The organism is Microbacterium sp. Cr-K20, from assembly GCF_000708325.1.
Taxonomy (GTDB): Bacteria; Actinomycetota; Actinomycetes; order Actinomycetales; family Microbacteriaceae; genus Microbacterium.
The window spans coordinates 29,193-39,196 of sequence record NZ_JARE01000058.1 but is presented as its reverse complement, the minus strand read 5'-3'; the positions used below and the strand labels follow the sequence as shown (position 1 = coordinate 39,196).

12 protein-coding genes are annotated in these 10,004 nt (G+C 70.3%); 6 read left to right on the top strand and 6 right to left on the bottom strand.

Features of this window, described 5'->3' with window-relative positions; translation table 11 throughout:
* Positions 1 to 1,092, bottom strand: a 1,092-nt coding sequence (locus GZ67_RS0114035) for a Re/Si-specific NAD(P)(+) transhydrogenase subunit alpha (RefSeq protein WP_029273925.1), incomplete at its 3' end; no start/stop codon positions are given.
* 187 nt (positions 1,093 to 1,279) lie between these two features.
* Here GZ67_RS0114035 and GZ67_RS0114030 point away from each other — a divergent pair.
* From GZ67_RS0114030 to GZ67_RS0114020, 3 genes are read left to right on the top strand one after another with little or no spacing between them, the layout of a single operon-like run.
* On the top strand, positions 1,280 to 1,984 hold the full coding sequence (locus GZ67_RS0114030; protein WP_029262123.1) for a hypothetical protein: 705 nt from the start codon (positions 1,280 to 1,282) through the stop codon (positions 1,982 to 1,984).
* Positions 1,981 to 2,541, top strand: coding sequence for a hypothetical protein (locus GZ67_RS0114025; RefSeq protein ID WP_051662546.1), 561 nt, complete (start codon positions 1,981 to 1,983; stop codon positions 2,539 to 2,541). The genes GZ67_RS0114030 and GZ67_RS0114025 overlap by 4 nt, the downstream gene beginning before the upstream one ends.
* Positions 2,538 to 3,137 (top strand): hypothetical protein, encoded by a 600-nt coding sequence (locus GZ67_RS0114020; RefSeq protein WP_029262121.1) that lies wholly within the window; start codon positions 2,538 to 2,540, stop codon positions 3,135 to 3,137. The genes GZ67_RS0114025 and GZ67_RS0114020 overlap by 4 nt, the downstream gene beginning before the upstream one ends.
* Here the strand turns inward: GZ67_RS0114020 and GZ67_RS0114015 are convergent.
* Both GZ67_RS0114015 and GZ67_RS0114010 read right to left on the bottom strand, forming a co-directional pair.
* Complete coding sequence (locus GZ67_RS0114015; protein ID WP_051662545.1) at positions 3,092 to 4,492, bottom strand: hypothetical protein; 1,401 nt, start codon at positions 4,490 to 4,492, stop codon at positions 3,092 to 3,094. The two genes, GZ67_RS0114020 and GZ67_RS0114015, sit on opposite strands and share 46 nt — an antisense overlap.
* Before the next feature lie 43 nt (positions 4,493 to 4,535).
* Positions 4,536 to 5,096 (bottom strand): acyl-CoA thioesterase, encoded by a 561-nt coding sequence (locus GZ67_RS0114010; protein WP_029262119.1) that lies wholly within the window; start codon positions 5,094 to 5,096, stop codon positions 4,536 to 4,538.
* Between the two features lie 131 nt (positions 5,097 to 5,227).
* Here GZ67_RS0114010 and GZ67_RS0114005 point away from each other — a divergent pair, with 131 nt between their 5' ends.
* The gene (locus GZ67_RS0114005) at positions 5,228 to 5,737 is read left to right on the top strand and encodes a GNAT family N-acetyltransferase (protein ID WP_029262118.1); all 510 of its coding nucleotides are present in this window, start codon (positions 5,228 to 5,230) and stop codon (positions 5,735 to 5,737) included.
* A gap of 37 nt (positions 5,738 to 5,774) precedes the next feature.
* Positions 5,775 to 6,407 (top strand): dephospho-CoA kinase, encoded by a 633-nt coding sequence (gene coaE, locus GZ67_RS0114000; RefSeq protein ID WP_029262117.1) that lies wholly within the window; start codon positions 5,775 to 5,777, stop codon positions 6,405 to 6,407.
* Here coaE and GZ67_RS0113995 read toward each other — a convergent pair.
* Genes GZ67_RS0113995 through GZ67_RS0113985 form a run of 3 tightly spaced genes read right to left on the bottom strand, consistent with a single transcriptional unit; the run spans position 6,382 to position 8,977 of the window.
* Entirely contained in the window at positions 6,382 to 7,299 is a 918-nt protein-coding gene (locus tag GZ67_RS0113995) for an NAD-dependent epimerase/dehydratase family protein (protein WP_197021046.1), read from the bottom strand. The two genes, coaE and GZ67_RS0113995, sit on opposite strands and share 26 nt — an antisense overlap.
* On the bottom strand, positions 7,296 to 8,078 hold the full coding sequence (locus tag GZ67_RS0113990; protein WP_029262115.1) for a MaoC/PaaZ C-terminal domain-containing protein: 783 nt from the start codon (positions 8,076 to 8,078) through the stop codon (positions 7,296 to 7,298). Before GZ67_RS0113990 ends, GZ67_RS0113995 begins: the two co-directional genes overlap by 4 nt.
* Entirely contained in the window at positions 8,075 to 8,977 is a 903-nt protein-coding gene (locus GZ67_RS0113985; protein WP_029262114.1) for an SDR family oxidoreductase, read from the bottom strand. The genes GZ67_RS0113990 and GZ67_RS0113985 overlap by 4 nt, the downstream gene beginning before the upstream one ends.
* 192 nt (positions 8,978 to 9,169) lie before the next feature.
* Here GZ67_RS0113985 and GZ67_RS0113980 point away from each other — a divergent pair, with 192 nt between their 5' ends.
* Positions 9,170 to 9,928: an enoyl-CoA hydratase family protein gene (locus GZ67_RS0113980; RefSeq protein WP_029262113.1), complete on the top strand. Its 759-nt coding sequence runs from the start codon at positions 9,170 to 9,172 to the stop codon at positions 9,926 to 9,928.
* Positions 9,929 to 10,004: the final 76 nt, after the last annotated feature.

The window sequence follows — 10,004 nt, the reverse complement described above, 5'->3', positions numbered from 1 at the left end:
CTCGCCGTCGCGCACGACCGTGACCGAGCGCTGCACCACGTCGTCGAAGTCGATCACCAGACGGCCGTCCTTCGCGGGGGTCAGCAGCGCGACGAGGTTGGCGAGGTTCGTGCCGTAGAGCTGCGAGGCCTGGGCGGCCAGGCGCGAGGCCAGGTCGGTGTAACCCAGAATGATCACCCCGTTGTCGGTGACGACGCGCTCGCCGGCGACCGCGCCCTCGACGTTGCCGCCCTGGCCCGCCGCCATGTCGACGATCACGCTGCCCGGCTTCATCTGCGCGACATCGGATGCCGTGATGAGGCGAGGCGCCGCGCGCCCGGGAATCAGCGCGGTCGTGATGATGATGTCGACGTCGGCGGCCTGCTCGGTGTAGATCTCGGCAGCCCGGCGGTCGTAGTCGGCGCTGGTCGCCTTCGCGTAGCCGTCGGTGGAGGCGGCGACCTCGACGTCGACCGGGAGGTAGGTCCCGCCGATCGAGGTGACCTGGTCGGCGACCTCGGGGCGCGGATCGGTGGCACGGACGATCGCACCGAGGCTCGACGCGGCACCGATGGCGGCGAGTCCGGCGACGCCGGCTCCCGCCACCAGCACCTTCGCCGGCGGCACCTTGCCCGCGGCGGTCACCTGTCCCGTGAAGAAGCGCCCGAACTCGTGGGCGGCCTCGACGACGGCCCGATACCCGGCGATGTTCGCCATCGAGCTGAGCACGTCCATCGACTGCGCGCGCGAGATGCGCGGCACTGCGTCGAGCGCGACGGCCGTGATCCCGCGCTGGGCGAGAGACTCGACCAGGTCGGGGCGGAGGGCGGGTGACAGCAGCGCGATGAGGGTCGCGCCGTCGGCCAGGAGGGCGATCTCGTCGGGGCCGGGCGCTGTGATGGCGAGCACGATCTCGCTGCCCCATGCCTCTGCGCGCTCGACGAGTGCGGCTCCGGCCGCCTCATACTCGGCGTCGGGGTACGAGGCCGCAGCGCCCGCTCCCCGTTCCACTCTGACCGTGTGGCCCAGCTTCCCGAGCGACGCGATCGTCGCCGGGGTGGCCGAGACCCGCGCTTCGCCCGCAGGCTCCCGCACGATGCCGATGACTGCCACTGCATCCTCCTCCGCCCGTCGACGTCGACGGGGCCGCTCCGGGGCGTCTCTGCCCCTGGCTTTCGCTCAGAGTACTGAGCACGGCTCCGGGAACACCCCTTCTTCGCCCGCATGACGCGGAAAGAAGTCTCGTTCTTGCGGAAAGCAGAGGAGCGATCAGCCGCGCGCGCGGTCCTAAGCTGTTGCCGTGACCACGACGCCGCCGGAGAGCCCCGCCCAGGGGCAGGATCCGGCCGTCACCGCGGCGAACGCGAGCGCGAGGGCGAAGGTCCTCGGCTGGGCGCGACGCAGCATCGACCTGATCCCGACGTCCTGGCTCATCACCGGCGCCGGAGCCGTGCTGCTCGCGACCACCGCCGTCTTCGGCGGACTCGAGGCCGCGGCCGTCGATCCCACGCCGGTCGTCGAGGTCGGCGAGACCTTCGCGGGCTCCGATCTCGAGATGACCGTGCTCGGGGTCGAGCTGCGCGACGAGCTGAGCGCGGAGAGCGGTCGAACCCTGGTCTTCCCGGACGAGGAGAAGAGCGAGCGAATCCTGGTCGTCACGGTCGACGTCGTCAACACGTTCGACAAGCCGCGACCGTCGACGGCGAACCCCCCGCAATCCCCGGTGCTCGACGGCATCCGCATCGAGGGTCTCGATCAGAAGGGCGACGTCTTCCGTGCCGACGACGGCGAGCGCGCGCCCCGGTTGCAGCCTGACGTCCCCGCCCGCATGCTGCTCACCTGGACCGTCGGGCCGGACGACTTCCACGACGGCGACGAGATCACTGTCACCCTCCCCGAGTCGGACCACTACGTCGGGCAGAGCGTGATGCGCGGCGACTACTGGGTGGACGTCCGCGTCGGAGCGACGCTGACGGCGACCATCGACGAGGTGCCGCTGCCGTGAAGAAGCACATCCTGATCTGGGTCGCCACTGTGGCGTTGCTCGTCTGTGCGTGGGGCGTCTCGAAGGCGACGCTTCCCGACGACGCCCCGAATGCCGCGTTCGCCTCGGTCGCGCAGATCGGCGAACAGGCCTCCACCCGCAACCTGGTCGCTACCGTGACCGACGTGCACCTCGCGGATCGGGTCACGGATGCGGAGGGCTGGTCGGCCGACGGCACCTGGCTCGTCGTCGATCTCGAGGCCGCCACCGGCGTGACGCAGGATCAGAGCGGCTCACGGCTCGCGGAACTCACGATCGGCGACCGTACGTTCAGCGCGACGGATCGCGGCACCAGCTTCGTCGATCAGCGGCTGGTCACCGGTGTCCCCCGCTCCGGAAGCCTCGCGTTCGAGCTCCCGGACGACGTGACCGGCGACCGCGCGACGCTCCGCCTGGGCATGCCGGGGTCCGGCCTCGGAGAGGTGGTGCGCGACACCGTGATCGAGCTGTCGATCGACCTCGCCGCGCTGCCCGTCGAGGCCGAGGTGCTCCTGGACGAGAACGGCTGGGCCCGATGACCATCCCCCTCCCTCCGGTACCGCCCGCGCCTCGGGAAGACGCGGAGGCCGCCGCTGCCCCGGCGAAGCCGCCCTCCTGGTGGCGCCGCAACACTCTGGCTCTGGTCGCACTCGTCGTGCTGCTGCCGGCGACCGCCATCGCGGTCGGGTGGCAGGAGTGGTACCAGTTCTTCGGATTCGGCTCCCGCGCGGTCACTCCCGTGGTGGTCGTCGAGGACGAGACGACCGATCTCGCCGGCGCGACCTGGGGTCCGGTGCGCGGTGGGGAGATCGAAGACCTCGCGGGTCTCGACGTCCCTCCGAACACACGCCTGATCGCCGTCGGGGTGCCTGTGGATCCTGATGCCGAGGGGATCGGGTGCGAGACGCCGACCCTCGTGGAGCAGTCCACGGGGCGGGAGTGGGGTCCCGTCCGCGCGGAGATCGGGCTGGACTGGAGCGCGGACGAACCGGAGACCTGCCTCAGCGAGCAGGCCGGCGCCTACGAGCTGATCGTGCCGTTCGTGGTGCCGGAAGATGTCGAGGGCCCTTTCTGGGTCGACGTGCGCCCCTACGACGCCGGCGGGTCCTTCGTGAGGTTCGAGTTCGAGCCCTGACCCTCGACGCTGTCCCTGGCGGGGGCGGTGACCATCGCGGCGGCGACGGCATCCACCGATGACGGCAGGAGTCCGGCGGCATCGGCGACGGCACGCATCTCCCCTTCCGCCTCCGAGACGCCCACCGTGTCGGTGCGGTCCTGCTGCCGCTTGCGCAGCCGCGCCAGAGTGGCGTCGTACGCCCCGCTGATCACCGCGATGCGCACCGGCTCCATGAGCAGCAGCGGCACGAGCGACACGAGCGGCGCGGCGATCGCCCAGAACACGTACTCCTGTGGGCCGACCAGCCGGGTGATGCCGAAGCCGAGGTACGACTCGAGCGCCTTCACGATGACGTAGAGCAGCGCGTAGGAGCCGACGAGGAGTGGCCCTGCGCGCCACATGAGCAGCAGCGCTCGTCCGATCGGGCGGAAGCGGGCGCCGAGCTCTTCGCCGAGATCCTTGAGTCGGCGCACGAGCGGGTTGGGGATCACGGCCGCGTGTTCGCGCACGCGGGCGATCAGCTCGCTCTCCACACGCAGCTTCTCGGCGACGATCGCCTGGCCGAACACGACGCCGGCGATGGTCAGCCACGCCAGCGGAGCGAGGAGCACGGGACCTGCTTCGGTGAGCACCCACCCGATGGCCTCCCAGAGCCAGCGCAGTGGGGCGACGGCATCCAGGATCTGTTCTCTGACCGTCTCGAAGAAGGCCATGGCCGCGCGGCTGTCGACCCACGCCTTGATCGTGTCGAAGATGTCGCCGAGCACCATCACCGAGAAGAAGACCCAGACGACCTCGAAGTAGACCGCGACCGGCGACAGCCACTTCGCGAGCTTCGCCGACCACTTCGACCACGCCCAGCGACCGGCGAACGCGAGCACGATGATCGAGATGGTCCATACGTTGATCGGCAGGTTCAGCACGGTGTCGACCGAGCTCACGGGACCTTCGCCGTTGGCAGCCGCCGTCCAGATGATTCCGTTGCGCACCTCGAGGGCGCGCAGCGAGTACGCCCGCACGTCTTCGCCCAGCAGACCCTGCGCCCAGTAGACCGCGAAGAAGGGGAGGATGCCGGCGAGCAGCGCCGAGAGGAAGGTGCGGCGGCGGTCCGCGGCCGCCTCGGGCAGCGGCGCGACCTCCTGCAGGTTGCGCAGACCGTCACGCAGCACCAGGAACATCGCGACCAGGCTGATCAACCGCGCGAGGATCCCGATCGGAAGGACGAGGAACCCGAGGGTGGCGGAGTACGCGCCGATGAATCCGGCGACCTCGGTGATCACGTAGTGCACCAGGACGCCGGCCAGATACCACGCCATGAGCGCGGGCCAGTGTCGCCACAGCACGCGCCCGGTGGTCTTCAGGATCGCCAGCACACGGTCAATATATCGTTGCCGCCGGCCAGCGCTGCCGACGGGGTCAGCCCCAGATGCTCGGCGCCTTCACCCGCACGGGCGGGAGGGCGGATGCCGCGGCCCAGTCGTGCACCCACGCGTCGATCTCCGGCACGCCCTCGGGCTTGCCGACCGCGGCGAACAGCTCTTCGTTGCTGACCGTGCCGCCGGTGCGGCGCAGCATGCGCGCCCGCACGATCGCCCGGGCGTAGACCTCGCCGTCGACCACGGCGCGGTGCTCCAGGAACAGCGCCTTCTCGTCGTGCCCGATGAACCGCGACTGCACCTCGAACCGCTGCCACAGCTGCAGCGACTTGCGGAACGTGATCGTCTCGCTCGAGACGACCGCGTACCACCCCTGAGCCTTCATGGCATCGAACAGTCCGGTGCGGATGAGCTGGTCCCAGCGTCCGAGGTCGAACAGCGACAGGTAGCGACCATTGTTCATGTGCCGCAGGATGTCGAGGTCGGTCGGCAGAGTGGTGATGGTGATGCTGCCCACCGCCGTCGGGTCGAGGGTCTTCCCCCGACGCACGCGGCGTCGGGCGCCGAGGATCACCAGGAGGGTCCGCCAGATCACGTTCACGAGGATCGATCGTAGCCAGGCGTGCACGATTCGCGAACATCGTTGTACGAACCCTCCAGGCCGGCACGCCGAGCGTCATCGAACATCCACTCGATTTCTCCTTCGCGGATGCCGCGCGTAGAGTCACGATCATGAGCGCCGAAGCCCAGCCTGAAGTCATCGTCCGCCCGGTCCGTGATGTGGATGCGGAAGCCCTCGGTCGCGTGCATGCCCAGTGCTGGCATGAGACCTACGACCACCTGATCAGCAAGGCTGCGCTCGAGAAGGTCTCCCCCCGGCGCATGGCCGAGCTGTGGACGCACTGGGCCTCGCAGGGTCCCGAGTTCAAGATGAACGCCGCGCTCGTCGACGGCGAGATCGTCGGGTTCGTCGGCTCCGGCCCCGCCCGCGACAAGGATGCTCCGGCATTCCGCGAGCTGTACTTCATCTACCTGCTCGACGCGCTGCACGGCACCGGCATCGGCCAGAAGCTGTTCGACGCCGCGGTCGAGACCGACGAGCCCCTGTACCTGTGGGTCGCCGAGGACAACCCCCGCGCGCACCGCTTCTACACGCGCAACGGGTTCACGCTCGACGGCGCGACGCACACCGAGCCGTTCCTCGGCGAGACGCTGACCGAGGTCCGCTTCGTCCGTCCCTGACGAATCCGGGCACCGTGCACCGGAACGGGTGACGGCCATGACCGCCTCCACCCTGGTCGGGCTCACCGGCGGCATCGCCGCGGGTAAAAGTACGGTCGCACGCGCACTCGCGACCCACGGCGCCCGCATCGTGGACGGCGATGCCGCCGCACGCGACATCGTCGACCCGCGGACACCCGGCGGGGCGGCGCTCCTGCCCCGCATCGCCGCGCTGCTGGGCGACGAGGTGCTCGCCCCGGATGGGGCGCTCGACCGGGCGGCCGTGGCGGCACGGGTGTTCGGCGACGACGCACTGCGTGGTCAGTACAACGCGCTGCTGCGCCCGGCGATCCTCGACGAGGTGGCCCGGCGCATCGCGGAGGCCCGGCGCGATCCCGGAGTCGTCGTGCACGAGATCCCGCTGCTCAACCGCACCACCGCACCATTGCCCTGGACCTACGACCTGGTGGTGACGGTCGAGGCCGTGGCGTCGACACGGTTGCAGCGCCTGCAGAGGGAACGCGGCCATGACGCGGCCGAAGCGGAGCGCCGTCTACGGGCACAGGGCGAGGAGGCCGATCGCGTCGCGATCGCCGATGTCGTGCTGCGCACCGACGGCACCCTCGACGAGACGCTGCGCGCGACGGCTTCGCTGTGGGCGCAGCTCAGCGCAGAGCGTCCACCGCGGTGACGATCTCGGCCAGCGCGCGTTCCACGTCGTCGCGCGCGTAGCCGAGCAGCGCCGTCTCAGCCGGATCGGGCTCATAGGCGATCACCGCGCCACGCCCCTGGACGATGAATCGGTCGGGCTGGAACGGATGCTCCTCGTCGCGCTCCTCGATCACGTGCGCGCTCCCTGCAGCATCCGCCAGCAGCTGGAAGTAGCCGCGGTAGGTGAGGTTGCGGTCGCCGACGAGGTAGGCGCGACCGCCCTCCCCGGCGTCGAGCGCGCCCCGCACAGCCTGCGAGAGCGACCGCACCGACATGTAGTTCGTGCCGCCGGGAGGGGCGAACAGCTCGGGCTCGTCGAGCTCGCCGCGCGTCCACGCGATCATTCGGGCGAATCGGCGCACCCCGCGCTCGTCGGCGCCGACGATCGACGGCGGGTTCAGTGTCATCGCCGCGAAGCCGTCGTCACTCAGCGCCCGGGTGCGCTCATCCGCATCACGGCGGGCGGCGACGTACGGGATGCGCTCCGCCCACTCGGGATGCAGCTGGTGGTAGTAGCTGCCGATCTGCACGAAGCGACCGACCCCGGCAGCCTTGGCGAGCGCCGCGAACCGCGGCACCCCGACGCTCTGCGTGCGGTCCCAGAACGTGTCGTCCTCTTGATCGGCCGGCACGTGACGGATGTCGTTGCCGGCCGCGAACACGATCGCGTCGAAGCCCTCCAACATGCGCGGCGAGGCCTCGGCGTCGGTGTAGTCACCTCGGAGCCGCGGCATCCCGTGGACCGCACGCGGATCACGGTCGGACGGATCGCGGCGGGCCATCACGGTGACCTCGTCCCCGTGCGCGGCGAGGTCGGCGGCGACATGGCTGCCGATCATCCCGGTCGCACCGACGACCAGCACCCGGCTCACGCGAACACCGCCCGACCGTCGGAGATCACGGAGACCCCGTCGCGGCGCAGCTCGAAAGCGCCGTCGGGCCAGGACTCGAGGTCGAGCGCGTCGCCCGGGATCACGGGTCCGCTGAAGCGGCCCTGGAGTGCGATCAGATCGGCCGGATGCGCGCCCTGCTCGGCGGCGAGCGCGAGCGTGGTCGCGGCGAGGGTGCACAGCCCCTGCAGGATGGGGGTCGGGTGTCCGATCCGGGCCGACGCTTCGGGGTCGATGTGGATGTGATGGCGGTCACCGGTCAACCGGTACAGGGCCGCCTGGGTCGCGAAGGTCTGCACCACGGAGCGCCTGCCCACCGGCCGCTCGGCGGATGCCGCTTGCGCGGGCCCCCGCTCTCCGCCGAAGCCACCGAATCCGGGGGCGAACAGCGACCACGTCGCCGTGAACTCGTCGCACTCCACGATCACGTCGAAGATCGCCGCGGAGCCCTTGTCCCAGACGTCCCCCACCCGGGCCGAGAGGCGCAGTTCGCCGGTACGGGGCAGCGGACGGTGCACCTCGAGCGTCTGCGAACCGTGCACGGCACGGTCGTCGAAGGCCCCCGCTGCGGCGAGGACGTCGGGCGCCCACTGCGCGAGCGTGAGACCGAAGGTCGGCAGCACCCGCAGCCGATCCTCGAACACGAGGTCGAGGTCGGTGGCCGCCGCACCCACGGCGAGGGCGTAGAGGATGGCATCCTTCTCGTCATAGGCGACGGTCCGCTCACCGAGATCGCGGCCCGCCCAGTCCGCCGCACTCATGCGCCGTACACCGGCTCGGGGTCGACACTCTCGGCGACGAGAGCGCGCACGGCATCGCCGACCTCTGCGGCCGACCACCGCCGATCGAGCTCGCGCACCGGGCCGTGGCGCCAGCCTTCCTCCAGGCAGATGCGCCCACCCTCGACCTCGATGACGCGGCCGCTGATCGTGCAGTCCGCACTCGCGAGCCACGCGACCACGGGAGAGACGTTCGCGGGATCCATCCGGTCGAAGCCGTCTTCGGGCGCGGCCATCGCGTCGGCGAAGGGGCCCTCGGTCATCCGGGTGCGCGCAGACGGGGCGATCGCGTTGACCGCGACGCAGTAGCGTCCCAGCTCGGCGGCCGCGACCAGGGTCAGGGAGGCGATGCCGCCCTTCGCCGCGGAGTACGCCGCCTGCCCGATGCTGCCCTGGAGCCCTGCACCCGACGAGGTGTTGACCACCCGGGCCAGGGGCTGCCTGCCTTCTTTCGCCTCGGCGCGCCAGTAGGCGCTCGCGTGGCGCAGCGGGGCGAAGTGCCCCTTGAGGTGCACGCGGATGACGGCGTCCCATTCATCCTCGCCGGCGTTGACGAGCATCCGGTCGCGCACGAAACCGGCGTTGTTGACGAGGATGTCGAGGCGACCGAACGCGGAGATCGCCTGGTCGACGAGCTCTGCGGCCTGAGCGAAATCGGCGATGTCGGCTCCGTTGGCCACGGCTTCGCCACCCGACGCGCGGATGATGTCGACGACCTCCTGCGCAGGCCCGACTGACACGCCTGCGCCGTCGAGCGTCGTGCCGAGGTCGTTGACGACGACTGCCGCGCCCTGCCGGGCGAGTTCGAGCGCATGCTCGCGCCCGAGACCACGACCGGCGCCGGTCACGATCGCGACGCGACCTTCGAGGATTCCTGCCATGGATCGACTCTCCTTTGAGACTGTCCGGCTGATGAGCCGGCACCGACTGCGCGCGACGGGAGTGCGGTCGCGGATGACGATGCGCATGATCCTACCAACCAAGCAATTGCTAGGGCAAATGCAGCGAAGGGGTTATGAGCCAAACCAAGCAAGTGCTAGGGTGCCTTGAGCAAACGTTAGGTTAGGTGTCCGATGACGATCACTTCCACCCTGCATCCTTCCGGTGTCCGCACCGTGACGATGGACTACCCGCCGGTGAACGCCCTGCCCGTCGCCGGATGGTTCGACGTCGCCGCCGCGATGCACGAGGCCACCGCCGATGCGGCGACGCGCGTCGTGATCCTCCGGGCGGAGGGCCGCGGGTTCAACGCGGGCGTCGACATCAAGGAGATGCAGCGCATCGAGGGCTTCTCCGGCATCCTCGGCGCCAACCGCGGATGCTACGAAGCGTTCAAGGCGATCTACGAATGTGCGGTCCCCGTGATCGCGGCCGTCAACGGCTTCTGCCTGGGCGGCGGGGTCGGGCTCGTCGGCAACAGCGACGTGATCGTCGCCTCCGACGACGCGGCCTTCGGCGTTCCCGAGGTCGACCGCGGCGCACTCGGAGCGGCCACGCACCTCTCCCGCCTCGTCCCGCAGCACATGCTCCGTTCGATGTACTACACGAGCCGCACGGTCACGGCCCAGCGGCTCGAGGAGTTCGGCTCCGTGACCGCGGTCGTGCCGCGAGCCGAACTCGACGACGCCGCGCTCGCGATCGCCGAGGAGATCGCAGCCAAGGATCCGCGCGTCATCCGCGCAGCCAAGGAGGCGCTGAACGGCATCGACCCGATCGACGTCAACCGCAGCTACCGGTTCGAGCAGGGCTTCACGTTCGAGCTCAACCTCGCCGGAGTCGCGGATCAGCACCGCGACGCCTTCGTCGCGACCGGCGAGAACCTGTCGACATGACCATCGTGGCCTCCCCTCTCCCGGAGGTCGCCTCGCTGATCCACGACGGGATGACGATCGGGATCGGCGGGTGGGG

Bases quoted from the DNA above. Each gene is read 5' to 3' on its own strand.
- GZ67_RS0114020 (WP_029262121.1), top strand. From the start codon at position 2,538: ATGACCATCCCCCTCCCTCCGGTACCGCCCGCGCCTCGGGAAGACGCG.
- GZ67_RS0114005 (WP_029262118.1), top strand. From the start codon at position 5,228: ATGAGCGCCGAAGCCCAGCCTGAAGTCATCGTCCGCCCGGTCCGTGAT.
- coaE (WP_029262117.1), top strand. From the start codon at position 5,775: ATGACCGCCTCCACCCTGGTCGGGCTCACCGGCGGCATCGCCGCGGGT.
- GZ67_RS0113990 (WP_029262115.1), bottom strand. From the start codon at position 8,078: ATGAGTGCGGCGGACTGGGCGGGCCGCGATCTCGGTGAGCGGACCGTC.
- GZ67_RS0113985 (WP_029262114.1), bottom strand. From the start codon at position 8,977: ATGGCAGGAATCCTCGAAGGTCGCGTCGCGATCGTGACCGGCGCCGGT.
- GZ67_RS0113980 (WP_029262113.1), top strand. From the start codon at position 9,170: ATGACGATCACTTCCACCCTGCATCCTTCCGGTGTCCGCACCGTGACG.